21 protein-coding genes and 1 pseudogene are annotated in these 23,397 nt (G+C 57.1%); 11 read left to right on the top strand and 11 right to left on the bottom strand.

The genetic code is table 11. From position 1 onward, the window contains the following. Positions 1-13: 13 nt before the first annotated feature. The 5 genes and pseudogenes from AC3RCM_RS00170 to AC3RCM_RS00150 form a co-directional block, all read right to left on the bottom strand. Complete coding sequence (locus tag AC3RCM_RS00170; RefSeq protein ID WP_011953102.1) at positions 14-937, bottom strand: hypothetical protein; 924 nt, start codon at positions 935-937, stop codon at positions 14-16. 310 nt (positions 938-1,247) lie between these two features. Then, positions 1,248-1,481 carry a hypothetical protein gene (locus AC3RCM_RS00165; RefSeq protein WP_156867445.1) on the bottom strand — a complete coding sequence of 78 codons (234 nt, stop codon included), beginning with the start codon at positions 1,479-1,481 and terminating at the stop codon, positions 1,248-1,250. A gap of 417 nt (positions 1,482-1,898) precedes the next feature. Next, positions 1,899-2,153: an STAS-like domain-containing protein gene (locus tag AC3RCM_RS00160; RefSeq protein ID WP_128337688.1), complete on the bottom strand. Its 255-nt coding sequence runs from the start codon at positions 2,151-2,153 to the stop codon at positions 1,899-1,901. A 174-nt stretch (positions 2,154-2,327) separates the two neighbouring features. Beyond that, positions 2,328-3,347: an ATP-binding protein gene (locus tag AC3RCM_RS00155; protein WP_015268415.1), complete on the bottom strand. Its 1,020-nt coding sequence runs from the start codon at positions 3,345-3,347 to the stop codon at positions 2,328-2,330. A gap of 423 nt (positions 3,348-3,770) precedes the next feature. After that, a pseudogene (locus tag AC3RCM_RS00150) lies at positions 3,771-4,106 on the bottom strand (helix-turn-helix transcriptional regulator); the annotation flags it as partial. A 47-nt stretch (positions 4,107-4,153) separates the two neighbouring features. On the opposite strand from AC3RCM_RS00150, the gene AC3RCM_RS00145 reads away from it, so the two are divergent. The 7 genes from AC3RCM_RS00145 to AC3RCM_RS00115 all read left to right on the top strand — a co-directional run bounded on the left by AC3RCM_RS00145 (position 4,154) and on the right by AC3RCM_RS00115 (position 10,249). Beyond that, the gene (locus tag AC3RCM_RS00145; RefSeq protein ID WP_011953098.1) at positions 4,154-4,312 is read left to right on the top strand and encodes a hypothetical protein; all 159 of its coding nucleotides are present in this window, start codon (positions 4,154-4,156) and stop codon (positions 4,310-4,312) included. A gap of 43 nt (positions 4,313-4,355) precedes the next feature. Further along, positions 4,356-6,872, top strand: a complete 2,517-nt coding sequence (locus tag AC3RCM_RS00140; RefSeq protein ID WP_012269848.1) for a heavy metal translocating P-type ATPase — start codon at positions 4,356-4,358, stop codon at positions 6,870-6,872. A gap of 337 nt (positions 6,873-7,209) precedes the next feature. Beyond that, positions 7,210-7,410, top strand: a complete 201-nt coding sequence (locus tag AC3RCM_RS00135; RefSeq protein ID WP_004575963.1) for a heavy-metal-associated domain-containing protein — start codon at positions 7,210-7,212, stop codon at positions 7,408-7,410. 265 nt (positions 7,411-7,675) lie between these two features. Then, on the top strand, positions 7,676-8,698 hold the full coding sequence (locus AC3RCM_RS00130) for a YncE family protein (protein WP_011953096.1): 1,023 nt from the start codon (positions 7,676-7,678) through the stop codon (positions 8,696-8,698). A gap of 138 nt (positions 8,699-8,836) precedes the next feature. Beyond that, complete coding sequence (locus tag AC3RCM_RS00125) at positions 8,837-9,292, top strand: hypothetical protein (protein ID WP_011953095.1); 456 nt, start codon at positions 8,837-8,839, stop codon at positions 9,290-9,292. A 25-nt stretch (positions 9,293-9,317) separates the two neighbouring features. Then, the gene (locus AC3RCM_RS00120) at positions 9,318-9,593 is read left to right on the top strand and encodes a DUF2933 domain-containing protein (RefSeq protein ID WP_011953094.1); all 276 of its coding nucleotides are present in this window, start codon (positions 9,318-9,320) and stop codon (positions 9,591-9,593) included. Further along, positions 9,590-10,249, top strand: a complete 660-nt coding sequence (locus tag AC3RCM_RS00115) for a methyltransferase family protein (RefSeq protein ID WP_011953093.1) — start codon at positions 9,590-9,592, stop codon at positions 10,247-10,249. Before AC3RCM_RS00120 ends, AC3RCM_RS00115 begins: the two co-directional genes overlap by 4 nt. 414 nt (positions 10,250-10,663) lie before the next feature. Here the strand turns inward: AC3RCM_RS00115 and AC3RCM_RS00110 are convergent, their stop codons facing one another. From AC3RCM_RS00110 to AC3RCM_RS00085, 6 genes are all read right to left on the bottom strand, one after another. After that, positions 10,664-11,011 carry a copper-binding protein gene (locus AC3RCM_RS00110; protein ID WP_011953092.1) on the bottom strand — a complete coding sequence of 116 codons (348 nt, stop codon included), beginning with the start codon at positions 11,009-11,011 and terminating at the stop codon, positions 10,664-10,666. Beyond that, positions 11,008-14,166 (bottom strand): efflux RND transporter permease subunit, encoded by a 3,159-nt coding sequence (locus AC3RCM_RS00105; RefSeq protein WP_011953091.1) that lies wholly within the window; start codon positions 14,164-14,166, stop codon positions 11,008-11,010. Before AC3RCM_RS00105 ends, AC3RCM_RS00110 begins: the two co-directional genes overlap by 4 nt. Further along, entirely contained in the window at positions 14,163-15,629 is a 1,467-nt protein-coding gene (locus AC3RCM_RS00100; RefSeq protein ID WP_011953090.1) for an efflux RND transporter periplasmic adaptor subunit, read from the bottom strand. The genes AC3RCM_RS00105 and AC3RCM_RS00100 overlap by 4 nt, the downstream gene beginning before the upstream one ends. Then, positions 15,626-16,879: a TolC family protein gene (locus AC3RCM_RS00095; protein WP_011953089.1), complete on the bottom strand. Its 1,254-nt coding sequence runs from the start codon at positions 16,877-16,879 to the stop codon at positions 15,626-15,628. Before AC3RCM_RS00095 ends, AC3RCM_RS00100 begins: the two co-directional genes overlap by 4 nt. Positions 16,880-17,349: 470 nt before the next feature. Then, positions 17,350-18,756 carry a heavy metal sensor histidine kinase gene (locus tag AC3RCM_RS00090; protein WP_011953087.1) on the bottom strand — a complete coding sequence of 469 codons (1,407 nt, stop codon included), beginning with the start codon at positions 18,754-18,756 and terminating at the stop codon, positions 17,350-17,352. Further along, positions 18,756-19,433: a heavy metal response regulator transcription factor gene (locus tag AC3RCM_RS00085; RefSeq protein ID WP_011953086.1), complete on the bottom strand. Its 678-nt coding sequence runs from the start codon at positions 19,431-19,433 to the stop codon at positions 18,756-18,758. Before AC3RCM_RS00085 ends, AC3RCM_RS00090 begins: the two co-directional genes overlap by 1 nt. Before the next feature lie 166 nt (positions 19,434-19,599). Here AC3RCM_RS00085 and AC3RCM_RS00080 point away from each other — a divergent pair, with 166 nt between their 5' ends. From AC3RCM_RS00080 to AC3RCM_RS00065, 4 genes are all read left to right on the top strand, one after another. Further along, complete coding sequence (locus AC3RCM_RS00080) at positions 19,600-19,806, top strand: co-regulatory protein PtrA N-terminal domain-containing protein (protein ID WP_011953085.1); 207 nt, start codon at positions 19,600-19,602, stop codon at positions 19,804-19,806. 182 nt (positions 19,807-19,988) lie between these two features. Continuing rightward, the gene (locus AC3RCM_RS00075) at positions 19,989-21,947 is read left to right on the top strand and encodes a copper resistance system multicopper oxidase (RefSeq protein ID WP_012269846.1); all 1,959 of its coding nucleotides are present in this window, start codon (positions 19,989-19,991) and stop codon (positions 21,945-21,947) included. A gap of 14 nt (positions 21,948-21,961) precedes the next feature. Next, positions 21,962-22,285 (top strand): hypothetical protein, encoded by a 324-nt coding sequence (locus AC3RCM_RS00070; RefSeq protein WP_012269845.1) that lies wholly within the window; start codon positions 21,962-21,964, stop codon positions 22,283-22,285. Then, positions 22,275-23,390 carry a copper resistance protein B gene (locus AC3RCM_RS00065; RefSeq protein WP_070091301.1) on the top strand — a complete coding sequence of 372 codons (1,116 nt, stop codon included), beginning with the start codon at positions 22,275-22,277 and terminating at the stop codon, positions 23,388-23,390. The genes AC3RCM_RS00070 and AC3RCM_RS00065 overlap by 11 nt, the downstream gene beginning before the upstream one ends. Positions 23,391-23,397: the final 7 nt, after the last annotated feature.

Here is a 23,397-nt window from a genome sequence, read left to right as displayed (position 1 = left end):
ACAGCAGGCCTCCTCAGGCCTGAGTCAGCTCCAGCAGATCGCCCAGTTCCTCCCGGGCCATCTTCACTCTATCCATTCTGCGATAAGGATGATCAACCGGCATCCGGATAAGAGATTCGAACCAAGCCGAATCGAATTTGATGACTTCCTTGTGAATGTGCTCAAGCTCACCTCCGCGAGGCTGTGACACTACAAACTCCATGCTTTCAACCAAGCCAGACGCTTCACTGTCTTTGACGATTCGATGGCGGATGAAACTCATTTTGAGATCAAAATATGCCGCCTTCGAACCAGGCACCTTCTTCGATTCCAGCCGACCAGTGCTGCTGATTTCCGCCCCCGGCACCTCAGCGGCAATAGCTTTCACCAGCTCAGCATTTCCACTGACCTTCTGGCCAAACAGGCGGGTGGCGTCCGACATGTAAGCAAAGATCCATGGCACATTGCGAAGCGTCGCGCCGGTATAGAGGTAGCCACGCTCTCCCTTGTAACGCTGCAGCATGCCTCTCAACGCGTTCTCGGAAAGGACCAGTTGGGTCTCTTTCTCCAGGATGTAAACCACGCGATCGAACTGTTCGATCAATAGCTTGAGAATCTTCCGCGGGACGCCGTCAAACCTGGTTTTTCGTTCTGTTTTCTTATGCTGGCGAGGCTTGAAGTACGGGCAATCGTTACGGGCCTCACTATCAAATGGAGCGATGCCGCGAATGCTCTTAGTAGCATGTTTCCCGAATGGGTTCTTCACGTTAGGCGGTAGCTCATACAGCCCAACCAGCTGGACAGGGTTGTCGCATGCCGGGCATACAGCAAACTGAGCTAGCTTGCCCGCACTTCCAGGCTGGTACCACGGATCTCTGCGGAAGGTCTCGGCCTCGAAACCTTCCTTGTCGATGATCTTGCTTTCTGTGTCTTCGATGCGGAGCTTATAGACATCCATCTTTGCTGAAACCGTATCAATAGAGGGTTTCTGGATGGTAACGAGCGAGGATAGGCAGCAGTAGGCCTAACTGACCCTTTTGGTGGTCACCCACTGGTTTGAGGCCAGCCCAAAGCATGCCTGATCGACCTGGGCGGGCCCTAGAAACAACTAACCCCCTGATGCGCAGTACAGGTCTGGGACCTGCCCGAGGCGTGGGGGCTATTCTTGGAGCGACAGTGACACCGGCTCCGGAGAAAATCAATTGGTTTGTAGAGCAGCCGGTCAGCTAAGGTCAAACCCAGATCCTAAAGGGGAGGCCGATAGCAGCTCAGTCAGCATCATCGGCACCTTCTTCATCTTCATCGGTATCCCCAACACTGAGCCAGTCGTGAAGGTTGTACCGCACGAAGTCTTCCGCATCGAGCATGGTAAAGTCTTGTAGCACCGTGACGTCTGCTCCACCGAAGTACAGCCCATCGTTGAGATTTCTGGCCACCCCGAGCACTTCATTCAGCTGGTCGTGCAGCTCATTTGCGCGCCTGGCGTGCTCTCGTTTGGTCAAAAACCGGAACACCACCTCGTAGGGCTCAGGGGTGGTATTACCCGCTTTGCTTCAAGCCGCAGGAGTTGCAGGTCCGTTGCAGCTTGATGGTTTTACTTAAGGAGCCAAGCCAGCTCTCCAATCCGCAGATGCTGTGCACATTTTTTTGCACATATCTCACGCCACGATACCCCAGTAGATTCAGGCTTTTCGCAGCCTTTGCATAGGTGAGTCGCGATGGATTTCTACACATCTCAATGAGGAAACCTAAGCTCCGTTTTCCACGTATTCCTCCGCTACAGAACGCTTTTCTGCGGTGTGTCCCCTGACATTCGCTTTTCAGGGCGAGCTATGGGGGCCACTCAAGACGGCTATCTTTTGCCTGGCACCAATGAAAAGGCCCTCAATATTGAGGGCCTTAAATTCAATGCGGATCCGTCACGCGGGCATTTTTTGCAGCTGTCGAACTCGATCATGGACCACAAATTTAATGATTCCTTTGACATCGTTGGTGCAGTTTTCAAAGGCAAGGCGCGATACCACCTGGCGACCCTCCTTCAGAATCAGCGCCCCGATCAACTCGTCGACGAAGGACTGAGTGACATCGTTCCCAGCGAAATCTATGACAACGCTCTCACCACTGCTGAGCGAGCGTTCGATTTCGGTACGGTAGGGGATCGCTGAAGCTCGCATTCCGTACGTTCGGATAGAACTATCCCTACTTAATCGAATTTGAGTTTGCATGTCGTAACCCCTTGTATTGCATAATCCTTTTTTGCAGCCCGAGAGTTTCAGTTGACGCTGAATCTCCCATTTACCGCTCCTTGCATGATCGACTCTAGCCCTCGAGCTATCAAAAAGCCAGAGCTAGCGGAAATTCAGATCTAGGTCGAGATCGTCGTCAACCTGTCCTGCATCGTCCTTCGGCAGCAAGTCACTGATCGAAATGGTGGGCAGCAGCTCACGGGTACAGCTAAACGCGATCGATACACCATTCCACAGCGCATCATGCAGCTCCTGAGACTGCCGACGCTTTGTGTCATGTATGCCATTGCCGCTCACGATGATCAAACCACCGCCCGCCGCGTCTGCAATTTTTGCGGTAGTTGTTAACCCGATACCTTGGTTCTCGCTACCCAGGATCTGGGCCATCGCACCCCGGTTGCAGCTCACTCGCGGTTTGAGTGCCGCCTCGATCGCGTGCAAATGCGTGCGGTCATGAAGCTCAGGGTGATTCCTCAGTGTCGCGAGAAACCCACACCCATTATCGACGATGGCCATGCGTACAAGGTTCAATTTTGGATAAAACTGACAGGTCAGCCAAACGGCGGCGTCACCACGTCCCTCTCTGCGGGCGTGAGTAAGCGAGTTTTCCAATAGCTCCTTGAGCGAATACTCCAGAGGGCCCCGGTAGGAGTCAAACTCATTCCGTCCCGTGTGCTCGTCGACTGGGGCATCCGGGTCCGATTGAGTCAACCTTCCCGTAATAGCTCTAGCGAGGCGAGAGGCTGCAGCCTCTGCTTGATGGTGTTCGCTGATTTTGGTGATTTCCACCAACGAGGTGCTTCGGTCGTTTCGACGTCCTACCCCCGATAGATCTACACCCTCTACATCAATGTCCTTGAAAAAATCCATCCTGGCCAGGTAGGAGGTCAGGTCTCTGCTCAAAAACTGCATCGAAACTCGCTTCTGGACCAACTGGTTTTCAAACAACGCTCGCAGCGTGGCCATCCCTAACGGATCGATATACGAGAGGTTGCTAGCGTCTAAAACGATGTCACCAGGGCAGTTAATGATTTCTGCGCACACAGAAAACAGGTCATGGGGCGATCTTGAGCCAAGCCCCCAAGGAAGAACGATCGCGTTTTCAATATCGATGGCCTGCATGCAATTCCCTGGCAACGGAGCTAACCCTTTCGGATAGATATAGGGCTCGATAGTAGCCCATTGCCTGCCGGGTAAGCACTCACCTATTTTTTGACGAGTAGTGCCGGCATAGAATTGGCGCGCGGCAGTAGCGGCCTGTGGATGGTGGATCGCGCTCGCCTTGGGCTCAACACGCACGAAGAAAACACGGCCAACGCCCTGCCACGGGTCAGCCATTCAAGCAAAGATGGCCAGATCAAAGCCTTGTGCGAGAGCACTGGAGCAGGTTTGTGAGTCCGCCGAGCAGTTTCATCTCCGACGTCTGCTGTGGGCAAAGGCAAAGCTGGAAGGGGAACAGCGAAGAGTGACCCGATCAGCGCTGTACCGCACCGCATGTATCAGGTCTGGGGCTTGAGCTGTTAGATCGCATAAGGCTACCTTGGCCGGCAACTGGAGAACGAACTGCTCCTCGTCTTCCAATGCGTTGGCGTGGAAGTAACTGAGGAAGTACTCGCTTTGACGGAACTGGTCAGAAGCGATCTCCTCCAGGCGTTACAGCCCACTGGGCAGGCCTTCCTGACAGGCCTGGTAGAAGGGGTCGAGCAAGTATAGGCCGTCCAGGCAGGAAAGCATGGACGGCGTTCCCCACCGGGAGCCGGCGTCGTACTCCTCCAGCGGCTTGGGCACTCCCTCGCCGGGGTACAAGGCAGCCAGCGCATTGTCGAAGGGCAACCACTGGTGCAGCAGCAGGATCAGCAACCTCCAGAAATGATCTATGCCATGACGCTACACCACAACAATAATCGACACGCTTACAGGAGCATTGATTGGCGTCACAGCTGTTCAAGGAGATGTTGTCTAGGCTGGACAATACGGCAGCGGCCGATATTTCCCACCCAGCTTGGGAGTTGATCATGATGGAGCCCATCGCCGTGGTACAGATCTGGCAATACCTTTTTGGCGGACTAAAGGCGGTATTGCACTGATCATGCTGGCCATATTTGGCCTGTTTTATGTGGCTCGTGCACTATGGCCACCTGTCACAGGCACTACAGTTATTTAATTTTGTTGCTCTGTCCGCTGACGCAACTCTTCGGGCACAACCATGGCGGGTATTCTCACCAGAAGGGTGAAAACTCGTCCAAACCGGACAACAAAGGGAACTACTTCATGCACACCGAATCGTGCCAGCATGACCATGACCATGACCACTCGCACCCGTATGAGCAACCGGATGGTAGTCAGCGCGATTTGGTATGCGGTATGACGGTGCCACCGGATAGTCGCTACTTCGAGCTATACGAGGGAAGGACATACCGCTTCTGCAGTGAAAAGTGCCTGACGAAATTCCGCGCAGCGCCTGTGCATTATCTTAGCCCTCCCCAGGACCAAGAACACGCGGGCCATCTCCACTCGGCTGCCCCGCAGCCAAGCAACGCGGCGGACGCCGAATACACTTGCCCGATGCATCCCCAAATCCGCCAGCGTGGGCCGGGCAGTTGCCCAATCTGTGGCATGGCCCTAGAGCCGGTAATACCGGAGCTTGAGGAAGACGAGAACCCGGAACTCAAGGACTTCTCCCGCCGCTTCTGGTGGACCTTGCCCCTGACGGTCATCGTGACCGTGTTGGCCATGACTGCCCACCAACTCCAATTGCTGCATGGTGCCACACAGAATTGGGTGGAGTTGATTCTGGCCACTCCCGTGACACTATGGGCTGGCTGGCCGTTTTTCGTGCGTGGGGTCGCATCGATTCGTAATCGCAGCCCGAATATGTGGACCCTGATAGGTTTGGGAACGGCTGCGGCGTACCTATACAGCGTTGCGGCCACAGTGTTCCCGCAGGTTTTCCCGACGACTTTCATGCAGGATGGCCGCATCGGTGTCTACTTCGAAGCGGCTGCAGTCATCATCTCATTAACGTTGCTCGGCCAAATGCTCGAGCTCAAGGCGCGCTCACAAACCTCCGCCGCCATCAAGTCGCTCCTGGGTCTTGCCCCCAAGACGGCCCGTCGCATCGGGGCCGATGGTCAGGAGGAAGATATTCCGCTCACCCACGTGCATACGGGCGACCACCTGCGCGTTCGCCCTGGCGAGAAGGTGCCGGTCGACGGGGTGGTCCTGGAAGGCGAAAGTGCTATCGATGAATCCATGCTGACAGGCGAGCCCGTGCCAGTGATGAAGAAAGCTGGGGATGCACTCATCGGTGCCACGCTGAATACCCACGGCAGCCTTGTGATGGCGGCGCAGAAGGTCGGCGCCGAGACAGTGCTCTCGCAAATCGTGCAGATGGTCGCGCGGGCTCAGCGCTCGAAAGCCCCGATGCAGCGGATGGCGGACACCGTGGCCGGCTATTTCGTCATGGGGGTGATTCTGGTCGCGCTGGTCACGCTCTTCGGCTGGGGGCTTTTCGGACCGGAGCCTGGCTGGGTCTTCGGCCTGATCAATGCGGTCGCGGTCCTGATCATTGCCTGCCCCTGCGCGCTCGGCCTAGCCACTCCCATGTCGATCATGGTCGCTACCGGGAAGGCTGCCAGCAGTGGCGTGCTCTTCCGAGACGCCAGTGCTATCGAGAACCTCTGCAAGATCGACACGCTGATCGTCGACAAGACCGGGACCCTCACCGAGGGCCGGCCAGTGTTTCATAGCGTGGTCGGTACCGGGCAGTTCATGCCACCCGAAGTCTTGCGCCTTGCCGCCAGCCTGGACCAAGGCAGCGAGCATCCGCTGGCACATGCGATTGTCGATCATGCGCGAGCGCATGGACACAGCTTGTCCAAGCCAGAGGCGTTTGAGTCGGGCTCTGGGATCGGTGTACGTGGCCAGGTGAACGGCAAACGGCTGCAGCTTGGCAACACGACCTTGATGGAAGAGGCTGGCCTCGACACCAGTCCGTTGCGAGACCGCGCCGAGCAGCTGCGTCTGGAAGGCATGAGTATCATGTACTTGGCCGTCGATGGCGTGCTCGCTGGCCTGCTAGCGGTGTCCGATCCGGTCAAACCCACCTCCAAGGAGGCGGTAACCCGGCTACAGGCAGAAGATGTGAAGGTCATCATGGCCACCGGCGACGGCCTGACTACGGCACGTGCGGTCGCGAAACAACTCGGCATCGAGGAAGTCCACGGAGAAGTGAAACCCGAGGACAAGGAGCAACTGGTGGCGCTCCTGCAGGGCGATAAGCGCCGGGTTGCCATGGCAGGAGATGGGATCAACGATGCCCCTGCGCTGGCCCGGGCTGATGTCGGGATCGCCATGGGAACTGGCACCGATGTTGCCATGAACAGCTCCCAGTTGACGCTGGTCAAGGGCGACCTGATGGGCATCCTGCGGGCCAGAACACTATCCGTGGCCACGGTGAAGAACATGCGTCAAAACTTGGGCTTCGCATTCTTCTACAACGCTATGGGCATACCGCTGGCGGCAGGTTTGTTCTACCCGCTTACCGGCCATCTATTGTCACCGATGATTGCGGCATTGGCCATGAGCGTAAGTTCGGCTTCCGTGGTATTCAACGCACTGCGGCTGAAGCGCGTAGTCACAGACTGAAATGGGCACACCGCAACCTATGAGAGGAAGTTCCGCCATCAGCGTTTCAACGCCTGATCCATATGACTGACTGTCTAGGGCTTTGGCCTTAGCGGGTATGTCCGCGAGTTCGGCGCCAATCTGGTCCTGATGGAGGACATCGGGCAACTGCGACGTCCGCCATCTTCTGCCAAGATCGTAAGGGACAATTGTGATGCAGCAGGGGCCGCCGCCAGAGGAGTTGGACAAGATTTCAGGGCGAAGATAAATCCTTTGACCGGGCCTTGACCTTGTCATCGTGTCAAGGTTGAAGCTGTAAATGCGGCGAGAAAAGCCGTACCAGCATGAGAGGCCCGCTATGTTCGTTTTGGAAGTTTCCGGTATGGGATGTGGCAGTTGTGTCAACAAGATCACCAAGGCCATCCAGGCTGCCGATGGCGACGCGAAGGTGATCGTTGATCGTGCTGCCGGTACAGTGAGTGTCCAAAGCAACATCGAGGCGGAACGCGTCGGTGCACTGGTCCAGGCGCTTGGTTACCCAACCAAAGTCAGTCGCTAAGTCTCGTTACCGCTCAGATGGCAAGCCGCCGTGCCATGTTTCATGGCGCGGTTTCTTCATATACAGCCTGATGTCGACTGACTCCGGGTCGGGATAGCCAGCAATACTCCCCAAGAAATGGACGGCCTTCGATCACCCAGTGCCGAGTCAAGCTGTGGACGTTGACGCTGATCAAGAAAATGCTTCGCGATTGGTGTTTATCTTGAGTAAATGTATAGGCCAGCCTGGCTCACATACCCCGGCCCCTCGTTGGAGCTCATTCACAATGATGACTGCCAAGCGGTTTAGTTCTATGGCCTTGGGGATATCCCTGCTCATCCCTCTGGGGCTGGTCATGGCAAACCCTACGGGTAACGTCTACACGGCCAATGAACGGTCCGCTTCCATTAGCCAGGTAAATCTTGCGACAGGTGATGTGAGCACGGTCGCCTTGCCGATCGCACCCCACAACCTACAGGTTTCGCCCGACGGCAGCTTGCTTCTGGTTGTTGGAGTGGCTGGACATGCGGGGCATTCGAGCGGTGAAAAGCCCGGTGGGCAGTTGCTGGTGTTCAGTACCAGCGCGCTGGACAGGCCACCGTTCAGCTTCCCGGCAGGCGATCACCCGGCTCATGTGGTCACCGACGTCACCGGGCTGCGAGCTTTTGTGACCGATTCCGCTGCCAACCAGGTGCGAGTATTTGACCTTGAGCAGCGAATCGAGTTGCCCGGTATTCCAACTGGGCGTTATCCCCATGGGCTGCGCTTGAGCCCTGATGGCCGGACACTCTATATCGCGAACATGAAGAGCGACAGCGTATCGCTTATCGATGTCGTCACACTCAAAGAAACCGCGCAGATTCCCGTGGGCAAAGGCCCTGTCCAGGTCGGCTTTGCCCCTGACGGTCGCCTGGCATTCGTCTCGCTCAGTGCGACAAATCAGCTTGGCATCATCGACACGGCCAGACGCAAGGTGATCAGCAAGGTTGATGTCGGCCGCACGCCAATCCAGATGATGGCCACCGTTGACGGTCGCCAGGTCTATGTCGCGAATCAGGGCAGTGGCCAGAATCCGGACGACCGAGTCTCCATCGTAGATCTCCAGACGCGTAGCAGCCTGGGCACCGTGACCACCGGCAAGGGTGCCCATGGTGTGGCCATCAGCAGCGACGGCGCTTATGTGTTTGTCAGCAATATTGAAGCGGGCACCGTATCTGTCATCGATACGAGCAGCCGAAAGGTCGTTGCTACCCATAAGGTTGGCGCCGGGCCAAACGGGATCAGCTTCGAGCCGCCGAGTGCCCAATAATAGCCCGTCGGTGTACAACCCGAGCACGACGCGAAAAATGAGCATTCACGCCGGCGCAGTAATTTGCTTGTCGTGCCAGGTGAGGCCTAGCGCCCAGACCAAGGCATCCGGCTTTAAAACAGTGCTAAGGAGATGATGATGAACAACGTTCGAAATTTACTGATCGGACTTTGTTTGGCCGCAGCGTCCGTGGGCGCCATGGCGCAAAACACCGATGAACACTCGACACATCACCCGGCCGATGCGCCAAGCGCGGCGGCTACCGAGAAGACGCCTTCTCAGCCAATGGACAAAGGGCAAATGGCGGCGATGGACCAGCAAATGAAGGCCATGCAAGCCATGCACGAAAAGATGGCTGCAGCCAAAACGCCGGAAGCCCGTCAGGCGTTGATGGCCGAGCATATGGCGCTGATGAAAAATGGCATGGCCATGATGAAGTCCATGGAGGGTGGCATGCCTGAAATGGGGGGCATGCATGGCGGCATGGGCGGGGATATGGCCGCCCGCCACCAGATGATGGAAAAGCGCATGGACATGATGGAGTCGATGATGCAGATGATGATGGACCGCATGCCATCTGCTGCATCGAAGTAACCCATCTCCTTTCCCAGGAGTCGCTATGAACCCTCACTTCGATGAAAACGGCTCACCACACAGTTTCTGGCGTTCACGCTATGCAATCGGCCTGGTGGTAATCGGTGGGATCGCCGTCTACTTCCTGCTCACCGAGCACCTTGCCCATGTCGTTGGAGCCCTGCCTTATCTGTTGTTGCTCGCCTGTCCGCTGATGCATGTCTTCATGCATCGAGGACATGGGGGACACCATCACCAGGGCCAGAGCAAACCGGCCCCCTCCGATAAGGCTGATATCCATAAGCCGGGAGATCCATCATGAATCATGGTGAAAGCGCGTATGGCCTCTGGTCGCTGGTTTTCATCAACTCCGCGATCTTCATCATGTTTGCCTTCAGTTTCTTCAAGCCGGCAACGGCGAGAGACTGGAGGAGCTTCGGTGCATTCTCGGCCTTCATCGTTGCCCTGTTTGTGGAAATGTATGGCTTCCCCCTGACGATCTATCTGTTGTCAGGCTGGTTGCAGGCCAGGTTCCCCAACCTCGATCTGCTTTCCCACGAATCCGGCCATCTGTGGTCGACGTTGCTCGGTGACCAGGGCAACCCACACTTCAGTGTTTTGCACATTGCCAGTTACCTATTCCTGGGTTTCGGCTTCTATTTGCTTTCTGCCGCCTGGAACGTGCTATATCACGCGCAACGCCGCCGTTCACTTGCAACGGTCGGGCCCTATGGCTGGATCAGACATCCGCAGTACGTGGCATTTGTGCTGATTCTTCTGGGCTTTCTCCTTCAGTGGCCGACGCTGCTGACGCTGGCAATGTTCCCGGTGTTGCTGGTGATGTACGGGCGTTTGGCGGTTTCCGAAGAGCGGGAAATGCACAAGCAGTTTGGCGCTGCCTACGAAGCTTATACCCGCGTTACGCCTAGGTTCGTTCCGCACCTGCGCGAAAGGTTGGGTGGGGGTCATAGAGGCTGAAGCGTAGGACGAAGGAGCTACATGCCAGGAGGGTTTCAGCGGCAGTGTTTCTAGCGGGAATAGGGTATCCAAAGTCTGTTTGCTCGGATAACACTCTGAGTTGTCGCGGGTTTTCTTGTCGACAAGCTCGGTGGAATCCTTGTTGGCGTTCGGATAACTCAGGCAGTTGGATGACTTTGCGATGCCCTGTCCGCTTTCGACCCATATAGATCGTGATGCACGAAGATCTCTGCTCAAACGTCAGCTACTACTCTGATCTGAATGCATCCCGGCTACAGAGCGCAAAGACCAACTAGCGTCCCGAGGCACAGAGCTGAAGGCGGCGCGGTCAGGAATTGCGGCAGCACTTTTTCCAAAGTTTGGCTAAATGACCCTGCCTATCAGCTCTAATAGGCAGGGTTAGAAGTCAATCCGTCACTGCTTGCGAATGCCTACGATCGTCGCTGTGCCCCCATTCATTCGGAAATCGAAGCTGACCTTGTCGCCTACCTTGAGTCCCTTGAGTTGCTGCTCGGTAGCGCTGAAGCCCATGGTCATTGCCGGCCATTTCAGGGCTGATACTGGTCCATGCGCCAAGGTAACTTTACCTGGTTCCAAAGCTTTGATGGTTCCCTCAGCCGATGCAGTCGGAGCCGCCTGGCTGCCTTGGGTCTCGTTGCCTTCCATGGGCATATTCTTCATATCCGTGCCATACATGTCTTGGGCCTGCACCGCCGCCGCAACGGCGAACACCAGGCCAGCGCTGATCAGTAGCTTCTTCATCGGGTTACTCCTGTTTGGGGGTTATCGTGTACAGCGAGTCCGCGGCGCCTGACGAGCCAGTAAGCCGCAGGGATTACAAATAGTGAGAGCAAAGGCGCGGTGAGCATGCCGCCGACCATGGGTACAGCGATCCGGCTCATGACTTCGCTGCCGGTACCGCTACTCCAGAGGATTGGCATCAAGCCTGCGACGATCACTGCTACGGTCATGGCTTTGGGGCGGATGCGCTGCACGGCCCCTTCGCGGATAGCATCCAGAAGCGCAGGTTGCCCCTGCGTACCGTTGCCGTTTCGTTCAGTCCAGGCATTGTTGAGGTAGATCAGCATGATGACTCCAAACTCTGCTGCGACCCCAGCCAAGGCGATAAAACCGACACCCGTGGCCACCGACAGGTTGTAGCCCATCATGTACAGCAGCCATACGCCGCCGGTTAGCGCAAATGGCAAGGTAGCCATGATCAGCAGCGCTTCACCGAGGCGGCCAAACGTGAGGTAGAGAAGGACGAAAATAATGGCCAGCGTCGCCGGTACTACCCATGCTAAGCGCGCATTGGCGCGCTCCAGGTATTCGAACTGCCCGGAATAGCTCAAGCTTATGCCAGGATCGAGCTTCACCTGCTGATCGACTAGCCGGCGCAGGTCGGCAACGACGGAGGACAGGTCCCGTCTCCGCACGTCGATATACACCCAGCCCGAGGGGCGCGCGTTTTCACTCTTGAGCATGGGTGGACCGTCCGCAATACGCACCCGTGCCACGGTTCCCAGTGTGATTCGCCCCCCTTGGCTGGTGTAAATCGGTAGCTGCCGCAGGGCATCAACAGAGTCACGCCACTCCCGTGGGTACCGAACACTGATGGGATATCGCGCCAGGCCTTCTACGGTTTCGCCGATGTTTTCGCCCCCAACGGCGCCGGCAACAATCGCTTGGACATCAGCAATGTTCAGGCCGTAACGCGCTGCGAATTGGCGGTCGATATCCAGATCGATGTAGCGTCCACCGGTTAATCGCTCGGCGAGGGCGGAAGTCACCCCTGGAACCGTTTTGGCCACCTTCTCGATAGCCAGAGTCACCCGGTCGATCTCATTCAAATTGCTGCCGGCAACCTTTACGCCGATCGGGCTTTTGATACCGGTTGCGAGCATGTCGATACGGTTTCGAATCGGTGGGATCCAGATATTGGTTAGCCCAGGTACCTGCACGGTACGGTCCAGCTCTTCGATCAGCTTCTCAGTGGTCATCCCTGCTCGCCACTGATCCTTCGGTTTAAGTCGGACAGTCGTCTCGAACATCTCCAGCGGGGCCGGGTCGGTCGCTGATTCAGCCCGGCCCGCTTTACCGAAGACACTGGCGACCTCCGGTACCGTTCGGATCAGCCGGTCCGTACGTTGCAAAAGCTCAGAGGCTTTCTGCGCCGAAAGACCTGGCAGGGCAGTCGGCATGTACAGCAAATCGCCTTCATCCAGTGGCGGCAAGAATTCGCCGCCGAGCTGGCTCAGGGGCCAGACACTGCTGAGCAAAATCAACAGTGCACCCGCCAACGTGAGCTTTGGCCGGCGTAGAACGATCTCCAATGCTGGGCGATAGAGCCGTATCAGGGTTCGATTGAGTGGGTTGCGCTCTTCTGCCGGTAAACGACCCCGAATCCAGTACCCCATCAGCACGGGTACCAGGGTAACCGAAAGGCCCGCTGCTGCTGCCATTGCATAAGTCTTGGTGAATGCGAGGGGCGCAAACAGCCTTCCCTCCTGAGCCTGCAAGGTGAATACCGGTATGAAGGACAGCGTAATGATCATGAGGCTGAAGAACAGCGCAGGCCCGACCTCGACTGCTGCCTCAGTCATCACTTTCCAATGATCTTCGCCACGCAACGACTTTCCAGGGTGCCACGTATGCCAAGCCTCAACCCGTTTGTGCGCGTTCTCAATCATCACCACAGCGGCGTCCACCATCGCACCGATTGCAATGGCTATGCCCCCAAGCGACATGATGTTGGCGTTGATGCCCTGGTGGCGCATGACGATCAGGGCAATGAGGACACCAACCGGAAGCGAGACGATGGCGACCAACGATGAGCGCAGATGCCAAAGAAATGCAGCGCACACCAGTGCGACCACGATGAACTCTTCAATCAGCTTCTGGCTCAGATTTTCCACAGCACGATCGATCAACTGGCTACGGTCGTAGGTAGTGACCAGCTCGACCCCGGCAGGCAGGCTTTTTTCCAGCGATTCAAGCTTGGATTTGACGTGAGCGATGGCATCTTTCGCATTCTTGCCACTGCGCAGAATTACTACGCCGCCCACCGCTTCGCCCTGTCCATCAAGCTCGCCGATGCCGCGACGTGCCTCAGGGCCCAGCTGTACAGTGGCTACATCGCCCAGTGTTACGGGTATACCCTTCGCAGCCAGGCGCAGGGGAATGGCTCGGAAATCATCGAGTGACTTCAGATAGCCGGAAGCCCTTACCATGAACTCAGCTTCGCCTTGTTCGAGCACGCCGCCACCGGTTTCCTGATTGGCCTTGGCGATGGCGTCCGAAACCTCAACTTGAGTGATTCCCAAGCTGGCCATGCGCAGCGGATCGAGCACTACCTGGTACTGCTTGACCATCCCGCCTATCGTCGCCACTTCGGCAACGTCCGGAAGAGTTTTCAACTCGAAGCGCAGGAACCAGTCCTGAAGGCTGCGCAGCTGTGCCAGGTCATGGGTACCACTGCGGTCCACCAGCGCATACTGGTAGATCCAGCCTACACCAGTGGCATCGGGTCCGAGCACTGGCTTAGCGGACGCCGGTAATCGAGACTGAACCTGGCTTAGGTATTCGAGCACCCTGGACCGCGCCCAATAGAGATCTGTGCCGTCCTCAAACAACACATATACGAAGCTGTCTCCAAATGCTGAAAAGCCCCGCACTGTCTTGGCTCCGGGTACGGAAAGCATTGTGGTGGTCAGGGGATATGTCACCTGATTTTCCACGATCTGCGGTGCCTGCCCTGGGTAGGAGGTGCGGATAATCACCTGCACATCTGACAGGTCAGGCAACGCGTCGATCGGCAAACTGCGCAGAGAGAAAACGCCCCAAGCTACGGCAAACAGTGTTGCCAGCAGGACCAGGACGCGGTTGCCAACCGACCAACGAATCAGGTTCGCGATCATGGCTGGTTCTCCTGCTGGGTTATTTGCTCGATGACCATGCCTTCATCGCGCTCGCGCACTCCAAACCGGATGCGTTCGCCAACCTTGAGTCCGGCAATCAAGCGGGGATCTGCCACAGGGAAAGTCATCGTCATACCAGGCATGCCCAGCGTCACGAACGGTCCATGAGCGATGGTCAGCTGATTACCTTCTATTTGAACGATGCGCCCATTGGCCTGATGTAGAGCCGGCTGTACAGGTTGCGCAAGTGGAGCATCGCCAGCAGTAACGGCCTCGATACCTTTCAAGCTCGCTTCGGAGTCCAGCAGAAACTGCCCGGACGCCACAACGCGCTGGCCCGCCTGAAGGCCTCGCAGCACGACCACCTGGCCAGCACTTTCCTGGCCGAGCACTACTTCCACCGGCCGGAATCGACCTCCGTCTTCTGACACCATTACGAGATCGCGTTTCCCCGTCCGAATGATCGCCTCGGCTGGCACCAGTAGGCTGTCATCCTGTTGCCCGGACGGATGGAGGGAAACCTGCGCGGTCATGCCTGGGCGCAACCGGCCGCCGGGGTTGGGCAGTTCTATACGAAGCCGCAAGGTGCGGCTTTGCAGATCCGCATCAGCCAGCAATGCGGTCAGCTTGCCGGGAACAGGTTCGCCTGGGAACGCTGCCAGATTCGCCTGCACTGCCTGTCCTTCCTGTAGGCCTTGGGCTTGCGCTTCAGGTACTGCGGCCTCAAGCCAGACGTTCGCGATACCATTGATCTTCGCCAACGTTGCACCCGGTGTCATTGTCATGCCTGGCCGCAATTCCAGAGCCTGAAGGACGCCTGCTGTTGGGGCCAAGAGCGTTACCGAATTCTGGACCCTTCCCGTACGGTCAATCCGGTTGATAAGATCGGCAGGCATACCCGCCAGCAGTAGTCGTTGCCGAGCTGCAGCGCGCAATTCATTGTCCCCAGATCGCTGAAGCGCCAGGTACTCTTCCTGCAAGCCCGCCCATTCAGGCGTCAACACATCTGCCAATGGGGCGCCCTTGGCAACCACGTCGCCTGTAGCGCGGCCATAGGTGCGTTCGACGTAGCCACCGGTACGAGCCTGCAGAACGCTAAAATCCCGCTCATCGAAGGTAAGCACGCCGCTCACCTGGAGGGTTCGAGCAAGCTGCCCTTTCGCTACGGTAGCCAGACGGACCCCCAGGTTTTGTTGGAGCCCCTGTGAAACTTGAACTGCGGGGCTCACCTCAGCAGCGGTGCTTTCCTGGTACTTCGGCACCAGTGGCATGTCCATGAAGGGCGACTTGCCCGGTGCTGGAAAGTGCTGCTGGGGGTACATCGGGTCATACCAATACAGCACCTTCTGTAGCGTTTCAGGGGAGGCAGTGGACACCTGCCCACGCTTTGCTAGCTGATAGCCAACGCCACCGCCGATAGCCAACGCGGCCAATACCACAAGGCTGATAGTTGAATTTCTCATGCGCGCACCTCTCCATACGCGAAGTGCAGCCGTGCAGCTGTCGCGGCCAACTGTCCTTGCAGATCGATGTCTTGCAGTCGTGTTTCAACCCGCTGACGTCGAGCGGTGAGAACCTCACTTAAGGGTGATTTACCGGCTCGATAGTCAGCAAGGGCGAGGCGGACTCGATCCTCCGCTAGCGGTAACAATGTTTCACGGCTGCGCTGCACTGCTCGCTGCAATCGCTGGTAATCCGCAAGATCTGTCTCCAGCTGCGCTTTATGCTCACGCAATGCCGCTTCCTGTTCGTCCTCCAGTTGCCGGACTTGTGCGCGACGTGCCGCGATCATCGGGTCCTGCCGTGAGCCAGCGAACAAGGGCAGTTGGAAACTTACCTGCAGGCTCACCATATTGCTGAATTCAGGCCCGCGCCGCTGGTAATCCACCTGCCACCCCCAGTCCGACTTCTTTTCTGCCAAGGCTTGGTGCACTTGAGCTTGTGCTTCCCGCGTAAGGGCGTTGTAGGTCGCCAATTCTGGATGTGCATGTATAGCGTGTAGATAGTCCGGCGCGCTCACTGGCCAGCGCGGAAATGCTTGAGCTTGCGGATCAGCATCCTCTCCAATCCATCGCTTGAGTGCAGCCCGTGCCTGAGCGGCCTGTGTGAGCAGAACATCTTTTTGCTCATCGAGTTGCGCAGCTTCCTGGTCAGGAGCAAGTGCGTCGGCCGTCGCGCCGGTACCGCCGGCCAGGCGTGCGCGGATTGCTGCGGCCAACAGACGGTTTTCTTTGTAGAAGTCCTCAAACTGCTGCAGTTTCCGTTGAACGGTGTACGCCGCGACCCAAGCTTGGGCTGTGGCAGCACGCACTTTTAAGCGCTCGAACACCGCCTCTGCATCGGCTCGCTCAACGCTCGCTCGTGCCGTCTCAACTCGTGCCTCCCGCTTGTCCCGGTTTGGTACTTCCTGGGAGAGGCCGACAACCTGCATCGTCATGAAATCGCGGTTCATGCTCCAACGATCACTGCCGTCAACAGGAAGGTTCTGCACTCCTAGGTTGAGACGTGGATCAGGCAGCTCGCCTGCTGGGATCACAGCGTGTCGAGCGGCCGTCATTTGCTCTTGCCTGGCCTGGAGGATGGGGGCATTGCGTTCGGCAAGTTGAAGCGCTTCCTCCAGAGACAACGGTGTAGCCTGAGCCGGTAACGTCGACAACAGGCTGATCAGAGCGGCCAGACATGCCATCCCTAATCGGTAACGTGGGGGAGTCATGGAAATGATTCCTCAAAAAATCAGCGCGCAAGCGCATGCCATCATCCGGCTGCAAAACAGGACGATGGGGTGAATTTAAGAGGTAATCAGGCGCGGGGTGGCCGCCAAGGGTCAGGAGGCGCCCTGTTTACGAGGCTCACCGCATAGGTATCTACTGGCCTAGGCGCAGAATAGGTGAGCGTGGGGTTAATTATTTCGACCTGAACTGTGCTCGCGGTTCTACACTCCTGGCCCACTTTGCAGGCTTTGGAGTGGTCGGCAGCTGATCCTGGATCAGTATCCTGGCAACAATCGTGATCCATCCCCGCCATCATCTCCATCCCCATGGTTTGCATGGGGCATGGTTCAATGGCTGAGTCGACTCCCGCCATGCCGTTGAGAGGAAGCGATGCGATTAGAAGCAGGATGGTGAACAGTCGTAGGAGCCGGTTCATGATGGCCGAGTATAGGTTACACGCATGAAATGAGCATTAAGCCGTTTGAGGCTTGGAAGTGGATTGTTTGGCGTGCGGCAGAGCGATGTGAAAACTCGTCACGCCGTCAGCGGAGGTACACCAAATTCGCCCACCATGAGCCTCGATGATCGAACGCGTTATGGCCAGACCCAAGCCGGCGTTGCTTGGGCTTCCTTCCCGCCTTGCAGGGTCAGCGCGATAGAACCGGTCGAAGATTTTGTTGATATGTTCCGGATCAATCGTGGCCCCATTGTTCTGGACGGACAGGTTCACTTGATCAGCCGCCTCGACAATCCGGACGGCGATATCGTGGCCTTCGGGGGTATAGCGCAAAGCGTTGGATAGAATGTTGGAAACCGCCCGGTCAATCATTAGCCGGTCACCACGGATCGTACCTTCGCCTTGAAGGGCAAGCCGAATGCTTCGGTCTTCGGCTGCAAGCTGGTAGTACTCAATCAGTCTGGACACTAGCCCGACCAGATCGATATCAACCTGCTCGGGGATGATCAAGCCGTTATCAGCTTTTGCCAGGAACAGCATGTCATCGATCATGCGCGACATGCGCTTGAGGTCTTCAAGATTGGAGTAGAGGTTGTCTTCGTAGGCATCGAGGTCGCGTTTTTTGGTCAGAACGACTTCGGTATGCGTCAGAAGATTACTTACCGGAGTCCGCAGCTCATGTGCGATGTCGGCTGAGAAGTTTGATAGCCGGACGAACGCGTCTTCCAGGCGTGCAAGCATTCCGTTGAAGGAGAGGATCAGCTCCTGCAATTCAAGCGGCACGGGCTCCAATGGAATTCGCTCGCGAAGGGACCGGGCAGACATGGATGTCGCCACCTTGGTGATCTGCCCAACCGGCCGAAGACCGCTCTTGGCCACGATCCACCCCAATCCTGCACTAACCAGAGCGCTGATGACCAAGCCAATGCCGAACCACCATTGCAGCGTCTTGAAAAAGTGGGCATGGCTGGTGACATCCAGCATCAACATGACTGTTACCGGCGCCTGCGCCTGCGCTATAGCCAGTTGAGAGGTAATCCCCCGGAAGTTCCGCGAGTCGATTTGCCAGTCCCAAACGGCGCCAGAAGAGGCCTGCTTAAAGCGCTCAGGGATGCGGGATGCCTTGGAGTCCGAGAACAGGACAGTACCGTCAGCATCAAGAATCTCCGCAGAAAGGTCCTGATGAGCCCCCAACAAAGCACGCAGTTGAGGCTCCTGATCCTCAAGTTCATCACGTGCTGCTGAAAGTGAAAGGATGTGCCGGGTGGATTCGAGTTTCTCGGCCAGGGCTTGCTCATCCAGCATCTGGAAATGGTGCTGACTGAGCATGTAGAAGCTCACGCCGGCAACGACCAATACGGCGATGACCGCGAACATGAACATGAGGGTAAGGCGTTTAACGAGCGACGATTGGGCGCGCATTACTCGGGAACATCCATCAGATAGCCCATGCCACGAACTGTATGTATGAGCTTGGGGGCGAAATCGTCATCAATCTTGGCCCGCAACCTACGAACAGCAACCTCGATCACGTTAGTGTCGCTGTCGAAGTTCATATCCCACACCTGCGATGCGATCAGGGACTTCGGCAGTACCTCGCCGCGTCGGCGCATGAGTAGTTCCAGTAAGGAGAACTCCTTGGCTGTGAGGTCGATCCGCTTGCCATTTCGGGTGGCCCGGCGCTTAAGCAGGTCTACCTCCAGGTCAGCCATCTTCATAGTGGTCTGAGCATAGCCACTGCTGCCTCTTCGCAGCAAAGTGCGCACACGCGCTAGCAGTTCCGAGAATGCAAAGGGTTTGACCAGGTAATCGTCAGCCCCGAGTTCTAACCCTTTCACGCGATCGTCCACGCCATCACGGGCCGTCAAAAACAAGACTGGGACCTCTTTCCCTGCCGCACGTACCATCCGCAGCACCTCCCAGCCGTCTAGCCCCGGCATCATTACATCAAGAATCAGCAGGTCATACGCCTCGCTCAAAGCGTATTGCAGCGCGTCGGTCCCTGTGACCACACGATCGACGGTAAAGCCTGCCTCCGTCAGCCCTTGCTGCAGGTAGGCCCCGATTTTTGGCTCATCTTCGGCTACGAGTAATTTCATCTGCTGCGCCCCCTTGGATGCCCTTCAGTGTGCAGCAAAAAAGGCACCCAACCAGAAGCTGACGGAAAAGTAATGTCGGGCTCAGCTTGCTGACAGTGCCGGGTAGCTAGCTTGAGCACTGTGAACGGCGCCAATCAGGCGAAACTGACCCTTAGAGGAAACGCAAATGAACATGATCAAAGCGATTGTGATGGTAGTCACCTTCGGCATGGCGAGCCTCGCCCTGGCTGAAGGCGGCGCGGATCGCACCTTCGCCAGGATGGAAGCTGCACGTGCATCTTCCATGCAGGCTTACCAGGTTGCTCAGGAGAAAAAAGCAGAGGCTCCTGTTACCGCCCAAAGCCAAAAGCACCCCGGCCACGAGAGCTGCTGAGCTTAGCTTACAGAAATGTAATCACCCCGGAATCTGAACTATGTCAGCTTTCGGGGTATTGCCTCCCGCAATCCTTGTGCTTTGGCGAAAGTCTACGAGGCTTGGGGGAGCTCAATTGAAACCAGATGGCTGCGGATCCCGCAGTCTGGATATCAGCGATCTACCTGATTGGACGCAACGGCATGCAAAGCAAAACCACGAGACGTTCATTCGTCAAAGGCCTGGCTGCTACCGGACTACTGGGTGGGCTGGGCATGTGGCGCGCGCCGGTCTGGGCCGTAACCAGCCCTGGCCAGCCTAACGTACTGACCGGCACCGATTTTGACCTGTACATCGGGGAGCTCCCGGTGAACATTACCGGGGCAGCTCGAACGGCGATGGCCATCAACGGTTCGCTGCCAGGACCAATACTCCGTTGGCGCGAAGGCGACACGGTCACGCTACGGGTTCGCAACCGCTTGAAGCAGGACACGTCCATCCACTGGCACGGCATCATCCTGCCGGCGAATATGGACGGCGTGCCGGGTCTAAGCTTCCATGGCATCGCTCCCGACGGCATGTACGAGTACAAGTTCAAGGTCCACCAGAACGGCACCTACTGGTACCACAGCCATTCGGGCTTCCAGGAGCAGGTCGGTGTTTACGGTGCGCTGGTGATTGATGCCAAGGATCCAGAGCCTTTCACCTACGATCGTGACTATGTCGTCATGCTGAGTGATTGGACCGACGAAGACCCGGCGCGGGTTATGTCCAAGCTCAAAAAACAGTCGGACTATTACAACTTCCACAAGCGCACCGTTGGCGACTTCGTCGACGACGTGAGCGAGAAAGGTTGGTCTGCTGCTGTGGCCGATCGAAAGATGTGGGCCGAGATGAAGATGAGCCCAACCGATCTCGCTGACGTGAGCGGGCACACCTACACCTACCTCATGAACGGCCAGGCGCCAAATGGGAACTGGACGGGAATCTTCAAGCCAGGGGAGAAAATCCGGCTTCGCTTTATCAATGGCTCGGCGATGACCTATTTCGACGTGCGGATCCCCGGCTTGAAAATGACGGTTGTCGCAGCCGACGGTCAGTACGTTAAGCCAGTGTCGATCGATGAATTCCGGATTGCCGTTGCTGAAACCTACGATGTCATTGTCGAGCCTGAAAACGAGCAGGCTTACACCATCTTTGCTCAATCCATGGATCGCACCGGCTATTCAAGGGGTACCTTGGCTGTCCGTGAGGGCCTGCAGGCACCGGTGCCGGCTGTAGATCCAAGGCCTCTCATCTCCATGAGTGATATGGGGATGGACCACGGCAGCATGGGTGGCATGGATCACGGCAGCATGGCCGGTATGGACCACAGCAAGATGGCTGGCATGGACCACGGCAGCATGGCCGGTATGGACCATAGCAAGATGGCTGGCATGGACCACGGCAGCATGGCCGGTATGGACCATAGCAAGATGGCTGGCATGGACCACGGCAGCATGGCCGGTATGGACCATAGCAAGATGGCTGGCATGGACCACGGCAGCATGGCCGGTATGGACCATAGCAAGATGGCTGGCATGGACCACGGCAACATGACCGGTATGGACCAAAGCAATATGGCCGCCAGCGGTGCCATGCAGAACCATCCCGCCTCCGAAACAAACAACCCTCTGGTCGATATGCAGACCATGACCCCTACGCCAAAGCTGAGCGATCCGGGGATCGGGCTTCGCGATAACGGGCGTCGGGTTCTCACGTATTCGGATTTGCGTAGCACCTTCATCGACCCTGACGGCCGGGAACCTGGCCGGACAATCGAACTGCACCTTACCGGGCATATGGAAAAGTTCGCTTGGTCCTTCGATGGGATCAAGTTTTCTGACGCAGAGCCGCTGCGGCTCAAGTACGGCGAGCGCCTGCGTATTACCTTGGTCAACGACACCATGATGACTCACCCCATCCATCTGCACGGCATGTGGAGTGACCTGGAGGATGAGGACGGCAATTTCATGGTGCGAAAACACACGATCGATATGCCGCCTGGCTCGAAACGAAGCTATCGCGTAACCGCAGATGCACTCGGGCGCTGGGCCTATCACTGTCACCTCATGTACCACATGGAGATGGGCATGTTCCGAGAAGTCCGCGTGGACGAATGAACTGGAGATACGAGATGAGCAAACCAATGAAACGAAGCGCCTTTTTCCTCTCTGCCGCGATGGTTGGCCTGCTCGCGGTGTACGCCCCGTCTTCCTGGTCCAGTGACAACCATGATCAGCACTCTCAAAAGTCGTCCAACGCGGCGCAATCGAACGGCTCGAAGAGCAAGCAAGCCCAGGGCATGAACCATGAAGGCATGGATCACGGCTCCATGAAAGGCATGGATCATGGCTCTATGGAGGGCATGGATCATGGTTCCATGGAAGGAATGGATCACAGCAAAATGATGGAATCGCATGGCAGCGACAAAGCTAAGGCAGGGAAAAATGGCCAATAGCGTTGCACGACCATCGCTGCTGGCATTCGCCGTTTCTTTAGGTGTGCTGGGCGTTTCGCCCAGCTTCGCCGCTGAAATGGATCATTCCGGAATGGACCACTCGGCAATGGGCCACGATGCCATGCAGATGGACCACGCCTCATCACAGGCTGCGATGCCGGGCATGGACCACAGCCAGATGGGCGCGAGCAAGCAACCCACGCAACCTGCACCCGTTGATCACAGCAAAATGGGCCATGGCCAGCCCAAAGCGAAACCCGCCTCGATGGACCACAGCAAGATGGACCATGGAAGCATGAAAGGCATGGATCACGGGTCCATGGAAGGCATGGATCATGGCGCGATGGGTCATTCCACGATGGGAAACGGGAACGCTGATTCGCCGACCCCGACCAGCCGTACGCCAATCCCGGTGCTGACTGATGCCGACCGGCAGGCTGCCTTCCCCCCGCTTGACGGGCACAAAATGGATGACAGCGGGTTCAACAGCTTTTTCTTGCTAGACCAACTGGAATACCAAGATGCCGATGAAGGTAGCACGCTTGCTTGGGATGCATCCGGCTGGGTGGGCGGCGATATCAATAGGCTCTGGATTCGCTCGGAAGGTGAACGAACCAATGGTGTGACTGAAGATGCTGAGCTGCAGCTCCTCTATGGCCGCTCGGTAAGCCCGTGGTGGGATGTTGTCGCCGGCGTCCGGCAGGATTTCAAACCGGAGGATCCGCAGACCTGGGCTGCGTTCGGTATTCAGGGCCTGGCCCTGTATGACTTCGAAGCTGAAGCCACCGCCTTTATCGGCGAGAACGGTCAAACCGCTGCCCGTCTGGAGGGCGAGTACGACATCTTGCTAACCAATCGTTTAATTCTTCAGCCAACCGCTGAGGCCAACTTTTATGGCAAGAACGACCCGGAACGCGGCGTCGGCTCTGGCCTGGCAAACACCGAAGTCGGGCTGCGGTTACGGTACGAGATTGTTCGCCAGTTCGCGCCATACATAGGTGTCACCTGGAGCCGTTCCTACGGCAAAACCGCCGATTTCATTCGGGATGAAGGCGGGGACGTGGACGAAGCTCGTTTTGTGGCCGGTATTCGGATGTGGTTTTGAGAACTCA

This window comes from Pseudomonas sp. GW823-FHT05G12 (assembly GCF_058795575.1).
Note: the sequence above shows the minus strand (reverse complement) of the source record. Positions and strands in the feature narration are given on the sequence as shown.